This is a genomic window from Streptomyces sp. PA03-5A, assembly GCF_033792725.1.
Lineage (GTDB): Bacteria > Actinomycetota > Actinomycetes > Streptomycetales > Streptomycetaceae > Actinacidiphila.
Window position 1 is genome coordinate 55,283 of sequence record NZ_JARAVL010000042.1, and the last position, 17,277, is coordinate 72,559.

The window sequence follows — 17,277 nt, forward strand, 5'->3', positions numbered from 1 at the left end:
GCCATGAGCACGACGCACCGCCTCGAACTCCTTCCCGCCGTCGACGTCCGCGACGGCCAGGCCGTCCGCCTCGTCCACGGCGAGTCCGGCTCCGAGACGTCCTACGGCGACCCGATGGCCGCCGCCCTGGCCTGGCAGCAGGCCGGTGCCGAATGGCTGCACCTGGTCGACCTGGACGCCGCCTTCGGCACCGGGGACAACCGGGAGCAGATCGCCGAGGTGGCCCGCTCCATGGACATCAAGGTCGAGCTGTCCGGCGGCATCCGCGACGACGGGACGCTGGCCGCGGCGCTCGCCACCGGCTGCACCCGGGTCAACCTCGGCACCGCCGCCCTGGAGACCCCGGAGTGGGTCGCCAAGGTCATCGCCGAGCACGGCGACCGGATCGCGGTCGGCCTGGACGTCCGCGGCACCACCCTGCGCGGCCGCGGCTGGACCCGCGACGGCGGCGACCTCTACGAGACGCTGGCCCGCCTGGACTCCGAGGGCTGCGCTCGCTACGTCGTCACCGACATCAACAAGGACGGCACCCTCCAGGGCCCCAACGTCGAACTGCTCAGGAACGTGTGCGCCGCGACCGACCGGCCGGTGGTCGCCTCCGGCGGTGTCTCCTCCCTCGACGACCTGCGCGTCCTGGCGACTCTGGTCCCGGAGGGCGTCGAAGGCGCCATCGTGGGTAAGGCCCTGTACGCCAAGGCGTTCACCTTGGAAGAGGCTCTGGAGGCTGTGTCGCGATGACCCAAACCCCTGCCGTACGGCGTGTGCAGAGCGACAGCCCCTGGGAGGAGCAGTTCGGTTTCGCACGTGGCGTCGCGGCGGGGGACCGGGTCCTCGTCGGCGGCACGATGCCGTTCGTCGGCACCATGCTGTACGGCGAGGGCGACCCGTACGAGCAGGCCAAGACGGCGTTCACCAACGCGCTCGGCGTGCTGGAGGAGTTCGGCCTCGGCGCCGAATCGGTCGTCCGCACCCGCATGTATCTCACCCACACCCGCGACGTGGACGCGGTGGGCCGGGCCCACAAGGAGTTCTTCGACGCCGTGCGACCCACCGCGACGGTGGTCGTCGTCTCCGGTTTCGTGGACTCCCGGGTCCTGGTCGAAGTCGAACTGGAAGCATTCCGAGGAGCTTGAGCACCATGACCCTGGCGGTCCGAGTCATCCCCTGCCTGGACGTGGACGACGGCCGGGTCGTCAAGGGCGTCAACTTCCGGAACCTGCGGGACGCCGGCGACCCCGTCGAGATGGCCAAGCTGTACGACGCCGAGGGCGCCGACGAGCTGACCTTCCTCGACATCACGGCCTCCTCCGGCAACCGCGAGACGACCTACGACGTGGTGCGGCGCACCGCCGAGCAGGTCTTCATCCCGCTCACCGTCGGCGGCGGCGTGCGGTCCGCCGAGGACGTCGACAAGCTGCTGCGTGCCGGGGCCGACAAGGTCGGCGTCAACACCGCCGCGATCGCCCGGCCCGAGCTGCTGCGCGAGATCGCCGAGCGGTTCGGCCGCCAGGTGCTGGTGCTGTCCGTGGACGCCCGCCGCACCGACGCCGGGACGCCGTCCGGCTACGAGGTGACCACGCACGGCGGCCGCCAGGGCACCGGCATCGACGCCGTGGAGTGGGCGCACCGCGCGGCCGAGCTGGGCGCCGGCGAGATCCTGCTCAACTCGATGGACGCCGACGGCACCAAGGACGGCTACGACACGGAGATGATCGCCGCCGTCCGCAAGCACGTCACCGTCCCCGTCATCGCCTCCGGCGGCGCGGGCCGCCTCACCGACTTCCCCCCGGCCGTCGCGGCCGGCGCCGACGCCGTCCTGGCCGCCTCCGTCTTCCACTTCGGCGACCTGCGCATCGGCGAGGTCAAGCGGACCCTGCGGGACGCCGGGCACCCGGTGCGCTAGGCCGTGTCGTCAAATGGGCGCCGGCCGCCCGGAGGGCGGGCTCGGCGGCGTCTGGTGCGGTGCATCGCAAGGCGGAGAGTCGTCCTCGTAGTGGGTTACTCGGACGATTCGACAACGCAGCGTGGGGGCACCCCCGGCCGAAGGCTGGGGGAGTGCCGCACCAGGCGTCGCCGAGCAGGCGGGCATTTGACGACACGGCCTAGGCCGGCCCGTTCCGGCCCGCGGCCCGGACGGCGACGCGGTCGCGGGCCAGGAGCGGCCGCGCGGCGGCGAGGGTGAGGGCGGTGAGGGTGACGCCGCTCGCGGCGCTGACGGCGGCCGCGGGGAGGGAGCCGTCGGCGAGGATCAGGCCGCTGACGGCTGAGCCGCCCGCGATGCCGGTGGTGACCAGGGTGACCAGCCAGGCGAAGGCCTCGGTGACGGTGCCCGCCGGGGCGAGTTCGCCGGTGAGCCCGAAGACCACGGTGAGCAGCGGCGCGAAGAACACCCCGCTCAGCAGGGCGGCGACCACCATCGGCAGCGGGCCGGGGACCAGGGCGAAGGGCCAGAAGGTGACGGCCATCCCGGCGGCGGTGACGGCCGCCTTGGTGGCCGGGTCCGCCCGCCAGGGCAGGACGGCGATCAGCAGGGCGCCGATCAGGGCGCCGGTGGAGTTCAGCGCCAGCAGGGTGCCCGCGCCGCCGGGCAGCGGGTGGCGCTCGGCGTAGGCGACGGCGAAGACGTTGAACGTGCCCAGGGCCCAGCCGCATCCGGCCAGCGCGCACAGCACCACCACCAGGGCCCGGTTGCGCAGCGGACCCAGCCAGTCGACGGAACGGGTGGCGGAGGCCCAGGCGCGGGAGGGCGCGGAGGTCGCGACGGAGAGCGCGCCCACCACCCCGAGGACGGCCGCGGCCAGCAGCGCCAGCCGGGCCGGGCCGAGCACCGCCAGCCCGCCGACCAGGAGCGGGCCGGCGATGAAGACCAGCTCCTGCGCACCGGCGTCCACCGCGTACGCCGACTCCAGTTCGTCCGGCTCGACGAGGTCCGGCCAGAGCGCGCGCAGGCACGGCTCCAGCGGCGGCGAGGCGGCCCCGGCGACGGCCGGGCCGAGCACGGCCACCGCCGTGCTGCCCGGTGCGGCGGCCAGCGCGGCGAAGCCGCAGGCCGAGACCAGCGCCGAGACGATCAGCACGCGCGGCTGGCCCAGCCGGTCCGCCCACCGTCCGAGCAGCGGCCCGCCGATCGCTCCGGACACCGCGTAGACGCCCCCGGCGGCGCCGACCAGCCGGTAGTCGGCGCCGGCCGCGCGCAGCGCCAGCGCGATGGCCAGGGCCGCCATGGCGGTCGGCAGCCGTCCGACGAGCGAACCGGACAGCAACCGGCCCACATGGGGCCGGCGGAGCAGCTTCAGGTACGGCACACGTCACCCACGGAGGTCGAGCGCTGCGGCGATCACGTCGTGCACCAGGGTCTCACCGGACGCCCGGTTCTCCTTCAGCCGTTCGAGGTCCTCCGGGCCGAACCAGCCGTACTCCGTGTGCTTGCCCGGCTCCAGGCGCGGACGCGCGAGGTCCCCGTCGACGTCGACCACGAAGTCCGCCTCATGGCGCAGGCCTTGACCGTCGTCGCCCTCCCAGGTGGACACCCCGATCAGCCGCCGCACGGCGCGCAGCCGCCAGCCGGTCTCTTCCTCCACCTCGCGGGCGAGGGCCGCCAGGAGGGTCTCGCCGGGCTCCACATGGCCGCCGACGATGTCCCAGCAGTCCGGGAAGAGCCTGCGGCCGGGGGAGCGGCGCTGGGCGAAGGCCCTGCCGTCCGTGTCGAGGACCACCGCCCCGACGGCCCAGGTCTCGCCCGGGCGCGGCACCGGTATCCCGGGCCCCGCCGACCCTACGTCCGTTCCCGTCCCACCCTGGTTCGCGTCCATGGCCGCAGAGCGTAGCCCGATGTGCAGGATCAGTTGCGCAATTTCTGTTGCGCAAATTTCCTTTCCTATCTAGCCTCCCGGGTATGCCCGATGAAGAGGCGGAGGAGAACTCCGCAGACCCCCGCAGGATCACCGACCTCGACGCGCTCAAGGTCTTCACGCACCCGCTGCGCATCGAGCTCTACCGCGCCCTGTTCACCGCCCGCACCGCGACCGCCTCCCAGCTGGCCGACCAGGTCGACGAGGCGGTGTCGCTGGTCAGTTACCACCTGCGCAAGCTCGCCGCGCACGGCTTCATCACCGAGGCCCCCGGGCAGAGCTCGGACGGCCGCGAACGGTGGTGGAAGGTCAGCTCCGAGCGCGGATTCACCTTCCGCACCTCGGACTTCGCCGACCGCCCCGAGGGCGCCGCCGTCATGGGCGAGGTGACCCGGCAGCTCCTCGCCACCCGCTACGCGCGCTACGCCGCCTACCTCGACCAGCAGTTCGCCTGGGACAAGGAGTGGACCGACGCGTCCTTCAGCTCCGAGTACATGCCCCGGCTCACCGCGCAGGAGATGCGCCGGTTCGGCGATGAGCTGGGCGAGCTGGTCATGCGCTGGGTCGACCGCGGGCGCGCCGCCGAGGAGGCGGGCGACACCGAGGGCCGTGAGCACGTCGCGGTGCACCTGTACGGATTCCCCCACCGGCCGTGAACCCCGAAGGAGGCGACCGCATGACGGCGCCCGCCACCGCCGCACCGTCCCTGTCCCCTTCCCGTGCCCCCGCCCACCGGGACGCCAACGTCCTGCGCTGGCTCGCCGCCTTCACCGCCTCTCTCGTCGGCGACGCCGTGTGGTTCCTCGCGCTGTCCTGGGCCGCCACCCGCGCCGGCGACCCCGGGCGGGCCGGCCTGGTCCTCGCGGCCGGCGCCGTGCCGCGCGCGGTGCTGATGCTCGGCGGGGGAGTGCTGGCCGACCGGTTCGGGCCGCGACGCATCGTCATCGGCAGTGATCTGACCCGGTGCGCGGTGATGTTCGCGGCGGCCGCGCTGCTCGCCCTCACCACCCCCGGGCTGTGGGCGCTGGCCGTCGTCGCGGTGCTCTTCGGCGCCGTGGACGCGGTGTTCCTGCCCGCCGTCGGCGCCCTGCCGCCGCGCATCACCGGCCCGGACCAACTGGGCCGCCTGCACGGGATGAAGGGCATCGCGATGCGGGTCGGCAACGTGGCCGGCGCGTCGCTCGGCGGCACGGTCGTCGCGACCGGGGGCGCCCCCACCGCGTTCGCCGTCGCGGGCGTGCTGTTCGCGGTCTCGCTCGTGCTGCTGCTCGCCGTCCGCGTGGCCCCGCTGCCGCCCGACGACGGTGCCGCGAAGGCGGACGGCACCCCGTGGCGGGAGCTGGTGGACGGCCTGCGCCACATCCGGGGACGGCGCGCGCTCACCGCGCTCATGGTCGTCATCGCGGTCGGCGAGCTCGGTTTCACCGGGCCGTTCAACATCGGCCTCGTGCTGGTCGCCGCCGACCGGGGCTGGGGCGCCGCCGGGCTCGGCTGGATCGTCAGCGGCTTCGGCGCCGGCGCGGGTGCCGCTTCACTGCTGCTGACGGTGCGCGGCCGGCTGCCGCGCGCCGGGCTGGCCCAGGCCTGCTGCCTGGGGCTGGGGGCGGTCGCGGTGGCCGCCTTCGCCTTCGTCCCCGCGCTGCCGGGGGCGGTCGCCGTGGCCGTCGTGATCGGCCTCGTGGCAGGACTGAGCGGGGCACTGTGCGGAGCCCTGCTGCAGACCCTCACCGAACCCGCCTACCTCGGCCGGGTCAGTTCGGTGGCCGCGCTGTTCTCGCTCGGCGTCGCCCCGATGAGCTACCCGCTCACCGGGGCCGCCATCGGCGCCTGGGGTCCGCAGCCGGTGTTCGTCGTCAGCGCGGCGGTCGCGGCCGCGGGAGCCGTCGCGGGACTCGCCGCGCCGGCGCTGCGGCGGGCGGAACTCGCCCGCCGCCCCGGGTAGCCGGACTCAGGCGGTGATCCCGAGCCTGGCGTCGTACAGCCGGGTCACCGCGTCCTTGTCGCCCTCGGTCTCCACCCGGGCGGAGTCCTGCCGGCCGAAGGCGAACAGCAGCAGCTCGCCGGGCTCCCCGGTGACCGTGACGACCGGGGCGCCGCGGTGCGCCACCGCGGTCTGCCCGTCCGGACGGCGCAGCACCACGCCGACCGGGGCCTTGCGGCCCAGCAGCCGGGCGGAGCGCTCCAGCCGGGACCAGAGCAGTTCGGCGAAGACGGGGTCCAGTTCGCGCGGCGACCAGTCCGGCTGGGCCCGGCGCACGTCCTCGGCGTGGACGAAGAACTCGACGGTGTTGGCCGCCTCGTCGATCTGCTTGAGGGCGAACGGCGACAGCCGCGGCGGCCCGGTGCGGATCAGCCGGATCAGTTCCTGGAAGGGCCGTTCCGCGAACTCCTTGCGCACACGCTCCGACCGGTCCGCGAGGAAGGGGATGACCAGGCCGGCCGAGGCGTCACCGCGGCGCTCCCGCACCACGATGTGGGCGGCGAGGTCGCGGGTGGTCCAGCCCTCGCAGAGGGTTGGCGCCTCGGGTCCGGCACTCTCCAGCAGATCGGCGAGGAGCAGACGTTCACGCTGGGCATGAGTCGACATGCCGTCAGCCTACGTCCGGCCCCCGCCGGTGGGCAGCAGCTACGGCAGCGGTTTCGTCAGCTTCTTGCCGTCCAGCTTGTTGCTGAGGGTCAGGGAGCAGGAGATGGTGTCCTTGCCCTGCACCTGGTAGCCCGAGAGCTTCGGGTACAGCGCGTAGTAGTAGTACCCGGGGTTGTCCTTGACGTCCTTCAGGCGCTTGGCGGCGTCCGCCTCGCACAGCTTCAGGACCTTGGCCTTGAGCGCGGCCTCGGTGTCGAAGGTGCCCGTGATGGTCTCGTTGGCGATGACCTCGGCGTCGTGCGGGCCGTTGCAGGAGACCGTCGTGACCTCGGTGACGCCGCTGTCCAGGCCCGGATCGTCGAAGCACTGGCCGGGGCTGAGCACGACGTACTTGCGGAAGATCTCCGAGGGGTCCGGCTCCGTGGACGCGGTCGCCGTGTCCTGCGTGGCGGGGGCCGAGGCCGTGGGGCTGCTGCTCGTGGACCCGGTGGCGCCCTTGTCGTCGTCCTCGCCGCCGCTCAGCGCGATCGCCAGGCCGCCGACGACGACGGCTATCAGGACGACCGCGCCGATGACGATCGCGGCCACCTTCGCGCCGCCACCGCTGCGCGGCGGCTGCGGCGGGGGCGGGTAGCCGTAACCGCCGCCCTGCTGCGCAGGCCCGGGGAACTGCGGCTGGTTCTGGTACGGCTGCGGCTGCGGCTGGTACTGCTGCTGCGGCTGGGGTTGGTACTGCGGCGGGCCGAAACCCCCCGGGGGCGGCCCGAAACCGCCGCCCTGTCCGGGGCGCGGGTCGTCGGGCGGCGACGGCGGAGGAAAACTCATGGACGAAGCATGCCCCATACGGGTGAGCGGGGTGAGGGCAGGAGCCGAAGTCACGCCGCCCGCAGCGGGCAGAATGGGGGTATGGAATCCCCGCTCGACCCAGCCGTCGCCGCCCGTCTCAAGCGCACCGCCGACGGCCTCGTCCCCGCCGTCGCGCAGCAGTACGACACCGGCGAAGTCCTCATGCTCGGATGGATGGACGACGAGGCGCTGCACCGCACCCTCACCACCGGCCGCTGCACCTACTGGAGCCGCAGCCGCCAGGAGTACTGGGTCAAGGGCGACACCTCCGGGCACGTCCAGCACGTGAAGTCCGTGGCCCTGGACTGCGACGGCGACACGATCCTCGTCAAGGTCGACCAGGTCGGCGCGGCCTGCCACACCGGCGACCGCACCTGCTTCGACGCGGGCGAACTGCCGCTGGCCTGAAGCGGCCGCGCCCGGGCACTAGGCTGCGGACCATGACCACGGGCACCGTCACCCCCGACCTCGACACCTTCCGCAAGCTGGCGCAGGACCGCCGTGTCATCCCGGTCAGCAGGAAGCTGCTGGCCGACGGGGACACCCCGGTCGGCCTGTACCGGAAGCTCGCCGCCGAGCGCCCCGGCACCTTCCTGCTGGAGTCCGCGGAGAACGGCCGCTCGTGGTCCCGCTACTCGTTCGTCGGCGTCCGCAGCGCCGCCACCTTGACCGAGCGCGACGGCCGGGCCCACTGGCTCGGCACGCCGCCGGTCGGCGTGCCGGCCGGGGGCGACCCGCTGGAGGCGCTGCGGGCCACGATCGAGGCCCTGCACACCCCGCGCGACCTGCACGACGACGCGGGCCTGCCGCCGTTCACCGGGGGCATGGTCGGCTACCTCGGCTACGACGTCGTGCGCCGCCTGGAGCGCATCGGCGACCACGCCCGCGACGACCTGGGCCTGCCCGAGCTCACGATGCTGCTCACCTCCGACCTGGCGGTGCTCGACCACTGGGACGGCTCGGTGCTGCTGATCGCCAACGCGATCAACCACAACGACCTCGACACCGGCGTCGACGAGGCGTACGCCGAGGCCGTGCGGCGGCTCGACGCCATGACCGAAGACCTGGCCCGTCCCGTGGACTCCGCGCCCGCCGAGCTGCCGCCGTCCCGGCTGCCGGAGGAGGTCACCTCGCGCTTCGGCGGCGCCGCGTACCAGGCCGCGGTGGAGACGGCCAAGGAGTACATCCGGGCCGGCGACGCCTTCCAGGTCGTGCCCTCGCAGCGGTTCGAGACCCCCTGCCCGGCGAGCGCGCTCGACGTCTACCGCGTGCTGCGGGCGACCAACCCCTCCCCCTACATGTACCTGCTGCGCTTCGACGGCTTCGACGTCGTCGGCTCCAGCCCCGAGGCGCTGGTCAAGGTCGAGGACGGCCGGGCCATGGTGCACCCCATCGCGGGCACCCGCCCGCGCGGCGCGACGCCCCAGGAGGACCAGGCGCTCGCCGACGAACTGCTCGCCGACCCCAAGGAGCGCGCTGAGCACCTGATGCTGGTCGACCTGGGCCGCAACGACCTCGGGCGGGTCTGCGAGCCCGGCAGCGTCGAGGTCGTCGACTTCATGTCGATCGAGCGGTACAGCCACGTCATGCACATCGTCTCCACCGTCACCGGCAGCCTCGGCGCCGGCCGCACGGCCTTCGACGTCCTCACCGCCTGCTTCCCCGCGGGCACCCTGTCGGGGGCGCCCAAGCCGCGGGCGATGCAGATCATCGACGAGCTGGAGCCCACCCGGCGCGGGCTGTACGGCGGCGCCGTGGGCTACCTCGACTTCGCCGGGGACTCCGACACCGCCATCGCCATCCGCACCGCGGTGCTGCGCGGCGGGACCGCCTACGTCCAGGCCGGCGCCGGCATCGTCGCCGACTCCGACCCGGTCAGCGAGGACACCGAGTGCCGGAACAAGGCCGCCGCGGTGCTCCGCGCCGTCGACACGGCGGGCCGGATGCGCGGCGGGGCGTGACCGCCACCGGCAGGACCCGCGTGCCGGGGCGCGGCAGCGACGGGGGATAGTGGTCCGGTGAGCAGTTCCGTACCCCAGCCCCGCACCGTCGCAGAACCGTCCGGCGAGCCCGCACCCCGCCGGGCGGCCGGCCGCGGCAGCCTCGTCCTCGCCCTGGCGAGCGGCGTGGCCGGCGCCGCGGTCGTGCTCCTGGCCTCGGGCAAGACCTGGCAGAAGGGCAGCGCCCCGTTCGCCGGCGGCGGGATGCCGGTCAGTGTCTCCGGCCACCAGGTCACCGGGGTGCCGGGCGCGCTCGCGCTGGTGGGACTCGCCGCCCTCGTGGCGGTCTTCGCCGTACGGGGAGCGGCCCGGCTGCTCGTCGGCGGGCTGCTCGCGCTGTGCGGGGCCGGGGCCCTCGCGGCGGCGCTGCTCGCGCTCGGCGACACCGCGGCCCTGGACGCCGCCGCGGCGACCGCCAGCGGCCTCAGCCGTACGACCGTCACCGGGGCCGCCACCAGCGCCTGGCCGGGCGTCTCCGCGGCCGGTGGGGCGCTGCTGCTGTCCGCAGGCGCCGTCGCCCTCCTCCGCGCCCGGACCTGGCCCGGGATGTCGAACCGGTACGACCGCGACACCCCGAAGGCGTCGCAGCCCGCCCGTACCGCCGCACCCGCCGCCGGCGAGGAGCGCCCCGAGGACCTGTGGAAGGCGCTGGACCGCGGCGAGGACCCCACCGAGGCGCCCTGACGCGCCGGGCCACCCCCCGCGCGCGGAGCGTCAGCGGAACGGGGGACAATGGCGCGTGACGCGCGCCATCGCGCGGGCGGAGCAACTGACGACCCTTTTGTAGAACGACTTGGGAGCACTCATGGCGGGCAACAGCCACGGACACACCCCTGCCGCCTGGACCGGCGTGACCATCGCCTTCATCGGCTTCTGCGTCGCGGCTGCCTTCGTCGTCCTGGCGGAGCCGATCGGTATGTTCGCCGGCCTGGCGGTCGCCGCCCTGGGCGGTCTGGTCGGTCTCGGCATGCGCGCCGCGGGCCTCGGCAAGCCGGTGCCGGAGAAGCAGCACGGCTGACCCGGGCACGGACCCCGCAGCCGCCGCCGGCGCATCCGCCGGCGGCGGCTGCGTCCTTTCCGGCCACCCCGGGTGTCCCTGCCGGCCGCGGCGCGGGACAATCACCGCGTGACCGAGACCGCCGCCAGGCCGAAGCCGATTGCCCTCGCCGCCCCGCTGGGCGTGCTCGGCGGTGTCGCCGCCGCCTTCGCGTACGTCGGCACCTTCGACCCGAACGAGGCCGGGCACTACCCGGTCTGCCCCCTGCTGCACTACACGGGCCTGTACTGCCCCGGCTGCGGCGGGCTGCGCAGCGCGTACGCGGTCGTGCACGGCGACTTCGGCACGGCGTTCGGCCTCAACGCGCTGGCCGTGGCGGGCTACCTGCTCTTCGCCGTGGTGTGGACGGTCTGGCTCATCCGGACGCTGCGCGGCCGGCCCTTCCCGCTCGCGCTGCGGGCCGTCCACTGGTGGGCGATCACGGGTGCCGTGCTGCTCTTCACCGTCGTCCGGAACCTTCCGTTCGGGACCGCGCTGGCGCCCTGACCAGCGACGAAGGGACGACCGGACCGTCCGTCCGGTGGGCCCCCGCCCCGCCGGATGCGGGTCCTCCGCCCACCGGCGGTTACCATCGCAGTGCTGGTGGAACATCTCACTGGCTTGATCGTTTCGCTTTCGGAAGGGGTCCTCTCGCGTGAGTGTGCTCGACGAGATCATCGACGGAGTCCGCGAGGACCTCGCCGAGCGGCAGGCCCGGGTCTCCCTCGACGAGCTCAAGGAGCGGGCGGCGAAGGCGCGCGACGCCAAGGACGGCGTGGCGGCCCTGCGCGGCGACAGCGTCAAGGTCATCTGCGAGGTCAAGCGGTCCAGCCCCTCCAAGGGCGCTCTGGCCGCCATCGCCGACCCCGCGGGCCTGGCCGCGGACTACGAGGCGGGCGGCGCCGCCGTCATCTCGGTCCTCACCGAACAGCGCCGCTTCGGCGGCTCGCTGGCCGACCTCGAGGCCGTCCGGGCCAAGGTCGACATCCCCGTGCTCCGCAAGGACTTCATCGTCACCGCCTACCAGCTCTGGGAGGCCCGCGCCTACGGTGCCGACCTGGCGCTGCTGATCGTCGCGGCGCTGGAGCAGGACGCGCTGGTCTCCCTGATCGAGCGGGCCGGGTCCATCGGGCTCACCCCGCTGGTCGAGGTGCACGACGAGGAGGAGGTCGAGCGCGCCGTCGACGCGGGCGCCCGCATCATCGGCGTCAACGCGCGCAACCTCAAGACCCTCGAGGTCGACCGCGGCACCTTCGCCCGCGTCGCCCCGGAGATCCCGGACCACATCGTCAAGGTGGCCGAGTCCGGCGTCCGCGGCCCGCACGACCTCATCGCCTACGCCAACGACGGCGCCGACGCCGTCCTCGTCGGCGAATCGCTGGTGACCGGCCGCGACCCCAAGGCCGCCGTGGCCGACCTCGTGGCCGCCGGCGCGCACCCCGCGCTGCGCCACGGACGGGGCTGACCGGCACCATGACGACCTACGCGCGACTGGCCCGGGGCTGCCGTCCCCGTGGCTGCCGCGCGCCCGCGCGGCGCGTCCTCGGCCGCCGCGTGCGCTACCACATCGGCTGCGAGCCGGGTCAGATCAACGGGCGCCGATGGCGCTGACGGCAGCGCCGTCCTCCTGATGACCGGGGCACGGGCGTGCCCACCGGCCACCGCGCCGGTGAGCGTCCCGCCGTGCTCCCCGGCCGCGGGCGTGCGCATGCCGCCGGCGGCGCCGAACGCGCCGTAACGTGACCATTGGTACGCGAAACCCTGGGGGCTGCCGACGCACGCCCCCGAAGGAGCCGAGAACGTCATGTCCGAAGACTTCTTCATCCCCGACCCCGAGGGCCGGGTGCCCAGTGCCGAGGGCTACTTCGGCCGGTTCGGCGGCAAGTTCATCCCGGAGGCGCTGGTCGCCGCCGTGGACGAGGTCGCCGTGGAGTACGACAAGGCAAAGTCCGATCCGGCCTTCGCCGCGGAACTGAACGACCTGCTGGTGCACTACACCGGCCGGCCGAGCCCGCTCACCGAGGTGCCGCGGTTCGCGGAGCACGCCGGCGGGGCACGGGTCTTCCTCAAGCGGGAGGACCTCAACCACACCGGCTCGCACAAGATCAACAACGTGCTGGGCCAGGCGCTGCTCACCAAGCGCATGGGCAAGACCCGGGTCATCGCCGAGACCGGCGCCGGCCAGCACGGCGTGGCGACGGCCACCGCCTGCGCCCTGTTCGGCCTGGAGTGCACCATCTACATGGGCGAGGTCGACACCGAGCGCCAGGCGCTCAACGTCGCCCGCATGCGCATCCTCGGCGCCGAGGTCATCCCCGTGAAGTCCGGCAGCCGCACGCTGAAGGACGCGATCAACGAGGCGTTCCGCGACTGGGTCGCCAACGTGGACCGCACCCACTACCTCTTCGGCACGGTCGCGGGCCCGCACCCCTTCCCGGCGATGGTGCGCGACTTCCACCGCGTCATCGGCGTCGAGGCCCGCCGCCAGATCCTGGAGCGCGCGGGCCGGCTGCCGGACGTGGTCGCCGCCTGCGTGGGCGGCGGGTCCAACGCGATCGGCCTGTTCCACGCCTTCATCCCGGACGGGTCCGTGCGTCTGGTGGGCCTGGAGGCGGCAGGGCACGGCGTGGACTCCGGCGAGCACGCGGCGACGCTCACCGTCGGCGAGCCCGGCATCCTGCACGGCTCCCGCTCCTACGTCCTGCAGGACGACGAGGGCCAGATCACCGAGCCGTACTCGATCTCGGCTGGCCTGGACTACCCCGGCATCGGCCCCGAGCACGCCTACCTCAAGGAGACCGGCCGCGCCGAGTACCGCCCGGTCACCGACGACGAGGCGATGCAGGCGCTGCGCCTGCTGTCCCGCACCGAGGGCATCATCCCGGCCATCGAGAGCGCCCACGCCCTCGCCGGCGCGCTGGGAGTCGGCCGGGAGCTGGGCGAGGAGGGCCTGGTCCTGGTCAACCTCTCCGGCCGCGGTGACAAGGACATGGACACGGCCGCCCGCTACTTCGGGCTGTACGACGAGTCTGAAGGAGCACAGCGGTGAGCGGGCAGATCGAGCTGCTGGACCGGACCCTGGCCGGTGCCAGGGCCGAGGGGCGCGCTGCCCTGGTGGCCTACCTCCCGGCCGGTTTCCCGACCGTGGAGGGCGGCATCGAGGCGGCGAAGGCGGCCCTGGAGGGCGGTGCCGACGTCGTCGAGATCGGCCTGCCGCACAGCGACCCCGTGCTGGACGGCCCGGTCATCCAGACCGCGGACGACATCGCGCTGCGCGGCGGTGTGCGGATCAAGGACGTGCTGCGCACGGTGCGGGAGGCGCACGCCGCGACCGGGAAGCCGATCCTGGTCATGACGTACTGGAACCCGGTGGACCGCTACGGCACCGAGCGCTTCGCGGCCGAGCTGGCAGAGGCGGGCGGCGCGGGCTGCATCCTGCCGGACCTGCCGGTGGAGGAGTCCGAGGTGTGGCGGAAGGCCGCCGAGCAGCACGGACTGGCCACCGTCTTCGTGGTCGCCCCGAGCAGCCGGGACGAGCGGCTGGCGAAGATCACGGCGGCGGGCTCCGGCTTCGTCTACGCGGCCTCGCTGATGGGCGTCACCGGCACCCGTGAGAGCGTCGGCGCCGAGGCGGCCGACCTGGTGCGGCGCACCCGGGCCCAGACCGAGCTGCCGGTCTGCGTGGGCCTGGGCGTCTCCAACGCCGCCCAGGCGGCCGAGGTGGCGGGTTTCGCGGACGGGGTGATCGTCGGCTCGGCGTTCGTCAAGCGGCTGCTCGACGCGCCGGACCTGGAGCAGGGCCTGGCCGGGGTGCGCGAGCTGGCGGCGGACCTCGCCCAGGGCGTCCGCCGGTAGCGGCGCCTCACTCTTCCGGGCGAAACATGGGCCGGGGGTACGCGCGAGCGTGCCCCCGGTTCGTTGTGCCTGGGTGTGAGCGAGAAGAACCGTGAAGGAAAGCGCAGTGCCCGGGACCGGCTGCAGGAGCAGCGCGCGGAGGACGAGCGCCGGCACAAGCGCAAGAGGACGCTGATCGTCGCGGGCTCCGTGGTGGGGGTCCTGGCCGTCGGCGCCGTCATCGGGATCGTGGTGGCGGGCAGCGGCGGTGGTTCCGGCGCCCCGGCCGTCACCCCGGTGGGCGCGACCGGCAAGGACAAGCTGGCCCTCCCCAACGGCGCGAGCGACGCCCCGTCCACCCTGACCGTGTACGAGGACTTCCGGTGCCCGGCCTGCGCGGCCTACGAGAACGAGCTCCGCGACACCATCCACGCCCTCCAGGACCAGGGCCAGCTCAAGGTCGAGTACCACCTCGTCCGGCTCATCGACGGGAACCTGGGCGGTACCGGATCGCTCAACGCCGCCAACGCCGCGGCCTGCGCGCAGGACGAGGGCAAGTTCCGCGCGTACCACGACGTCCTCTACCGGAACCAGCCGCAGGAGAACGACGACCACTTCGCCGACAAGACCTACCTGCTGGAGCTTGCGGGCAAGGTGCCGGGACTGAAGACCGACGCCTTCACCACCTGCGTGAAGGACGGCACGTACGACGACTGGGTGAACGCCAACAACGAGGCCTTCGGCGCCGCCGGCTTCAACTCCACGCCCACCATCCTGCTCAACGGCGGGGGGAACCTGCTCGCCAAGGGGCAGCCCAACCTGACCGCGGACCGGCTGAAGCAGCTGGTCACCGAGGCCAACAAGGGCAAGAAGCCCGGCACCGCGACGCAGGGCGCCACCCCGCCGAGCGCTTCCGGGTCGCCGGGTGCGCCGGGATCGGCGAGCGGCTCCGCGACCGCGGGAGGCTCTCCCGCGGCCTCGCAGGGCGGCTGAGCTCCCGCCCGTTATCCAGCCGTTGCCGGGCGGGTGCCCGCCGCACCCGCCCGGCACGGTAGCGTCGGCAGTGCCATGGAACTCATCGCCTTCATTCCCAGCCCGTCGCGCGGGGTCATCCACCTCGGCCCCATCCCTCTGCGCGGCTATGCCTTCTGCATCATCATCGGTGTCTTCGTGGCCGTGTGGCTCGGCGGCAGGCGATGGGTCGCCCGCGGCGGACTGAAGACCACGGTCGCCGACATCGCCGTCTGGGCGGTGCCCTTCGGCCTGGTCGGCGGCCGCCTCTACCACGTGATCACCAGTTACGAGCTCTACTTCGGTGAGGGCAAGGACTGGGTCAACGCGTTCAAGATCTGGGAGGGCGGCCTCGGCATCTGGGGCGCCATCGCCCTGGGTGCCCTCGGCGCCTGGATCGGCTGCCGGCGCCGCGGCATCTCGCTGCCCGCGTACGCCGACGCCGTGGCGCCGGGCATCGCCTTCGCACAGGCCATCGGCCGCTGGGGCAACTGGTTCAACCAGGAGCTGTACGGGCGCGCCACCGATGTGCCCTGGGCGCTGAAGATCGACAGCGCCCACCGGCCGGCGGACAGCCTGGACGTCGCGACGTACCACCCGACCTTCCTCTACGAGTCGCTGTGGTGCGTGGGCGTGGCCCTGCTGGTCATTTGGGCCGACCGGCGCTTCCGGCTCGGCCACGGCCGCGCCTTCGCGCTCTACGTCGCGGCGTACACCGTCGGGCGCTTCTGGATCGAGTACCTGCGCGTCGACGACGCCCACCACGTCCTCGGCCTGCGTCTCAACGACTGGACGTCGATCCTGGTCTTCGTCGCCGCCGTGGTCTACATCGTGGTCTCGGCGAGGCTGCGGCCGGGCCGTGAGGAGGTCGTCGAGCCGGCGGCCGTCGCCGCGGCCGAGGCCTCCGCGGAGGGGACGGACCCCGACGCGAAGGCCAAGGACGCCAAGGACGCCGAGGGCGAGCAGGCGACGGACACGGAAGCGGACGTGGACGCCGAGAAGACCGAAGCCGACGGGGCGGAGCCCGGCCCGGACCGGGACGAGGAGGACGGCGCCGTCCCCGTCGACGCCGAGGCCAAGCCCGCCAAGAACCTCTGACGCGTACGTCGCGCAGCCCGCGGCCGCCGTTCACCACCCTGGTGACGGCGGCCGCGGCGTTTCGTCTCCGGGCGCGTTTTCGCAGGTAAGGCAGGCTTTCCTTGCTGGAAACGCAGGGAATTCGAGCGTACGGTCGAGGCGTTCGAGGGAGGGACGCGGGGATCGCCGCCCCGGGGGAAGGAGCAGATCGACCATGCCGTCAGCCATGGAGGACGAGCGGGTCGCGCCGTACCACGTGGCGCACCACACCCACCGGGACGTCAGCGGCGGCTGGCTTCGTCCGGCCGTGTTCGGGGCGATGGACGGCCTGGTGTCGAACCTCGCGCTCATGACCGGCGTCGCGGGCGGCAACGTCGCCCCCTCGACCATCGTGATCACCGGATTGGCCGGACTCGCGGCGGGCGCCTTCTCGATGGCCGCGGGCGAGTACACCTCCGTCGCCTCCCAGCGGGAGCTGGTCCAGGCAGAGCTGGACGTCGAGCGGCTGGAACTGCGCCGCAACCCCACGGACGAGCTGCGCGAACTGGCCGCGCTGTACGTCGCCCGGGGCGTCGAGCCGGAGCTGGCCGAAGAGGTGGCCCGGCAGATGTCCAGGGACCCGGAGCAGGCCCTGGAGATCCACGCCCGCGAGGAGCTGGGCGTCGACCCGACCGACCTGCCGTCGCCGCTGGTGGCGGCCGGTTCCTCGTTCGTGTCCTTCGGCGTCGGCGCCCTGCTGCCGGTGCTCCCGTACCTGATCGGCGCAACGGTGGTCTGGCCCGCGGTGATCGTCGCGCTGATCGGTCTCTTCCTCTGTGGGGCGGCTGTGGCCCGTGTGACGGCGCGCAGCTGGTGGTTCAGCGGACTTCGGCAGCTCGTCTTGGGCGGAGCCGCCGCCGGGGTTACCTTCGTTCTGGGCGCGCTGTTCGGCACCGCCGTCGGCTGAGCCGGGTGACGGCCACAAGCCACTTGTTACCCGCTCGTTTCAGCGCGACCAACACAGGGCATCAGTCTGTGGCGCCGTGGGCAGTGTCG

General features: G+C 73.6%; 21 protein-coding genes. 17 read left to right on the forward strand and 4 right to left on the reverse strand.

The genetic code is table 11. The features are described 5' to 3' along the window. Positions 1-3 precede the first annotated feature (3 nt). Genes priA through hisF form a run of 3 tightly spaced genes read left to right on the forward strand, consistent with a single transcriptional unit; the run spans position 4 to position 1,903 of the window. Positions 4-738, forward strand: a complete 735-nt coding sequence (gene priA / locus PV410_RS37180) for a bifunctional 1-(5-phosphoribosyl)-5-((5-phosphoribosylamino)methylideneamino)imidazole-4-carboxamide isomerase/phosphoribosylanthranilate isomerase PriA (protein WP_500330543.1) — start codon at positions 4-6, stop codon at positions 736-738. After that, complete coding sequence (locus PV410_RS37185) at positions 735-1,133, forward strand: RidA family protein (RefSeq protein ID WP_499511321.1); 399 nt, start codon at positions 735-737, stop codon at positions 1,131-1,133. Before priA ends, PV410_RS37185 begins: the two co-directional genes overlap by 4 nt. A 5-nt stretch (positions 1,134-1,138) precedes the next feature. Then, a complete protein-coding gene (gene hisF, locus PV410_RS37190) occupies positions 1,139-1,903 on the forward strand; it encodes an imidazole glycerol phosphate synthase subunit HisF (RefSeq protein WP_500330545.1) in 765 nt (254 codons plus the stop codon). A gap of 199 nt (positions 1,904-2,102) precedes the next feature. On the opposite strand, the gene PV410_RS37195 is transcribed toward hisF, so the two are convergent. Further along, positions 2,103-3,305 (reverse strand): MFS transporter, encoded by a 1,203-nt coding sequence (locus PV410_RS37195; protein WP_500330546.1) that lies wholly within the window; start codon positions 3,303-3,305, stop codon positions 2,103-2,105. A 3-nt stretch (positions 3,306-3,308) separates the two neighbouring features. Next, positions 3,309-3,812 (reverse strand): NUDIX hydrolase, encoded by a 504-nt coding sequence (locus PV410_RS37200; RefSeq protein ID WP_500330547.1) that lies wholly within the window; start codon positions 3,810-3,812, stop codon positions 3,309-3,311. Between the two features lie 83 nt (positions 3,813-3,895). On the opposite strand from PV410_RS37200, the gene PV410_RS37205 reads away from it, so the two are divergent. After that, positions 3,896-4,507, forward strand: coding sequence for a winged helix-turn-helix domain-containing protein (locus tag PV410_RS37205; protein WP_500330549.1), 612 nt, complete (start codon positions 3,896-3,898; stop codon positions 4,505-4,507). Between the two features lie 20 nt (positions 4,508-4,527). Further along, on the forward strand, positions 4,528-5,793 hold the full coding sequence (locus tag PV410_RS37210) for an MFS transporter (protein WP_500330551.1): 1,266 nt from the start codon (positions 4,528-4,530) through the stop codon (positions 5,791-5,793). Positions 5,794-5,799: 6 nt separating this feature from the next. Here PV410_RS37210 and PV410_RS37215 read toward each other — a convergent pair whose 3' ends face one another. Together PV410_RS37215 and PV410_RS37220 are read right to left on the reverse strand one after the other, a co-directional pair. Further along, complete coding sequence (locus PV410_RS37215; protein ID WP_499511315.1) at positions 5,800-6,438, reverse strand: TIGR03085 family protein; 639 nt, start codon at positions 6,436-6,438, stop codon at positions 5,800-5,802. A gap of 39 nt (positions 6,439-6,477) precedes the next feature. Further along, a complete protein-coding gene (locus tag PV410_RS37220) occupies positions 6,478-7,263 on the reverse strand; it encodes a hypothetical protein (RefSeq protein ID WP_500330553.1) in 786 nt (261 codons plus the stop codon). Positions 7,264-7,344: 81 nt separating this feature from the next. Between PV410_RS37220 and hisI the strand changes: the two genes are divergently transcribed. The 12 genes from hisI to PV410_RS37280 all read left to right on the forward strand — a co-directional run bounded on the left by hisI (position 7,345) and on the right by PV410_RS37280 (position 17,188). Then, complete coding sequence (gene hisI / locus PV410_RS37225) at positions 7,345-7,692, forward strand: phosphoribosyl-AMP cyclohydrolase (RefSeq protein WP_499511313.1); 348 nt, start codon at positions 7,345-7,347, stop codon at positions 7,690-7,692. 32 nt (positions 7,693-7,724) lie between these two features. Then, complete coding sequence (locus PV410_RS37230; protein ID WP_500330554.1) at positions 7,725-9,245, forward strand: anthranilate synthase component I; 1,521 nt, start codon at positions 7,725-7,727, stop codon at positions 9,243-9,245. Between the two features lie 57 nt (positions 9,246-9,302). Then, complete coding sequence (locus PV410_RS37235; RefSeq protein WP_500330556.1) at positions 9,303-9,968, forward strand: TIGR02234 family membrane protein; 666 nt, start codon at positions 9,303-9,305, stop codon at positions 9,966-9,968. A 121-nt stretch (positions 9,969-10,089) separates the two neighbouring features. Further along, positions 10,090-10,302: an HGxxPAAW family protein gene (locus PV410_RS37240; RefSeq protein WP_500330558.1), complete on the forward strand. Its 213-nt coding sequence runs from the start codon at positions 10,090-10,092 to the stop codon at positions 10,300-10,302. A 108-nt stretch (positions 10,303-10,410) separates the two neighbouring features. Continuing rightward, on the forward strand, positions 10,411-10,827 hold the full coding sequence (locus PV410_RS37245; protein WP_500330560.1) for a DUF2752 domain-containing protein: 417 nt from the start codon (positions 10,411-10,413) through the stop codon (positions 10,825-10,827). A gap of 148 nt (positions 10,828-10,975) precedes the next feature. Continuing rightward, on the forward strand, positions 10,976-11,785 hold the full coding sequence (gene trpC / locus PV410_RS37250) for an indole-3-glycerol phosphate synthase TrpC (RefSeq protein WP_500330562.1): 810 nt from the start codon (positions 10,976-10,978) through the stop codon (positions 11,783-11,785). Positions 11,786-11,793: 8 nt separating this feature from the next. Beyond that, on the forward strand, positions 11,794-11,931 hold the full coding sequence (gene trpM / locus PV410_RS37255) for a tryptophan biosynthesis modulator TrpM (protein WP_431959897.1): 138 nt from the start codon (positions 11,794-11,796) through the stop codon (positions 11,929-11,931). A 193-nt stretch (positions 11,932-12,124) separates the two neighbouring features. After that, a complete protein-coding gene (gene trpB / locus PV410_RS37260) occupies positions 12,125-13,369 on the forward strand; it encodes a tryptophan synthase subunit beta (protein ID WP_500330564.1) in 1,245 nt (414 codons plus the stop codon). Continuing rightward, positions 13,366-14,175, forward strand: coding sequence for a tryptophan synthase subunit alpha (trpA, locus tag PV410_RS37265; RefSeq protein WP_500330566.1), 810 nt, complete (start codon positions 13,366-13,368; stop codon positions 14,173-14,175). The genes trpB and trpA overlap by 4 nt, the downstream gene beginning before the upstream one ends. 75 nt (positions 14,176-14,250) lie before the next feature. Further along, a complete protein-coding gene (locus PV410_RS37270) occupies positions 14,251-15,147 on the forward strand; it encodes a DsbA family protein (protein ID WP_500330567.1) in 897 nt (298 codons plus the stop codon). 75 nt (positions 15,148-15,222) lie between these two features. Continuing rightward, positions 15,223-16,263 carry a prolipoprotein diacylglyceryl transferase gene (lgt, locus tag PV410_RS37275; protein ID WP_500330569.1) on the forward strand — a complete coding sequence of 347 codons (1,041 nt, stop codon included), beginning with the start codon at positions 15,223-15,225 and terminating at the stop codon, positions 16,261-16,263. 205 nt (positions 16,264-16,468) lie between these two features. Continuing rightward, positions 16,469-17,188, forward strand: a complete 720-nt coding sequence (locus PV410_RS37280) for a VIT1/CCC1 transporter family protein (protein ID WP_500330587.1) — start codon at positions 16,469-16,471, stop codon at positions 17,186-17,188. The last annotated feature ends 89 nt before the right edge of the window (positions 17,189-17,277 follow it).

Coding starts and splice junctions, on each gene's coding strand:
- priA (WP_500330543.1), top strand. CDS start 4: ATGAGCACGACGCACCGCCTCGAACTCCTTCCCGCCGTCGACGTCCGC.
- PV410_RS37185 (WP_499511321.1), top strand. CDS start 735: ATGACCCAAACCCCTGCCGTACGGCGTGTGCAGAGCGACAGCCCCTGG.
- hisF (WP_500330545.1), top strand. CDS start 1,139: ATGACCCTGGCGGTCCGAGTCATCCCCTGCCTGGACGTGGACGACGGC.
- PV410_RS37200 (WP_500330547.1), bottom strand. CDS start 3,812: ATGGACGCGAACCAGGGTGGGACGGGAACGGACGTAGGGTCGGCGGGG.
- PV410_RS37205 (WP_500330549.1), top strand. CDS start 3,896: ATGCCCGATGAAGAGGCGGAGGAGAACTCCGCAGACCCCCGCAGGATC.
- PV410_RS37210 (WP_500330551.1), top strand. CDS start 4,528: ATGACGGCGCCCGCCACCGCCGCACCGTCCCTGTCCCCTTCCCGTGCC.
- PV410_RS37215 (WP_499511315.1), bottom strand. CDS start 6,438: ATGTCGACTCATGCCCAGCGTGAACGTCTGCTCCTCGCCGATCTGCTG.
- PV410_RS37220 (WP_500330553.1), bottom strand. CDS start 7,263: ATGAGTTTTCCTCCGCCGTCGCCGCCCGACGACCCGCGCCCCGGACAG.
- hisI (WP_499511313.1), top strand. CDS start 7,345: ATGGAATCCCCGCTCGACCCAGCCGTCGCCGCCCGTCTCAAGCGCACC.
- PV410_RS37230 (WP_500330554.1), top strand. CDS start 7,725: ATGACCACGGGCACCGTCACCCCCGACCTCGACACCTTCCGCAAGCTG.
- PV410_RS37240 (WP_500330558.1), top strand. CDS start 10,090: ATGGCGGGCAACAGCCACGGACACACCCCTGCCGCCTGGACCGGCGTG.
- trpM (WP_431959897.1), top strand. CDS start 11,794: ATGACGACCTACGCGCGACTGGCCCGGGGCTGCCGTCCCCGTGGCTGC.
- trpB (WP_500330564.1), top strand. CDS start 12,125: ATGTCCGAAGACTTCTTCATCCCCGACCCCGAGGGCCGGGTGCCCAGT.
- lgt (WP_500330569.1), top strand. CDS start 15,223: ATGGAACTCATCGCCTTCATTCCCAGCCCGTCGCGCGGGGTCATCCAC.
- PV410_RS37280 (WP_500330587.1), top strand. CDS start 16,469: ATGGAGGACGAGCGGGTCGCGCCGTACCACGTGGCGCACCACACCCAC.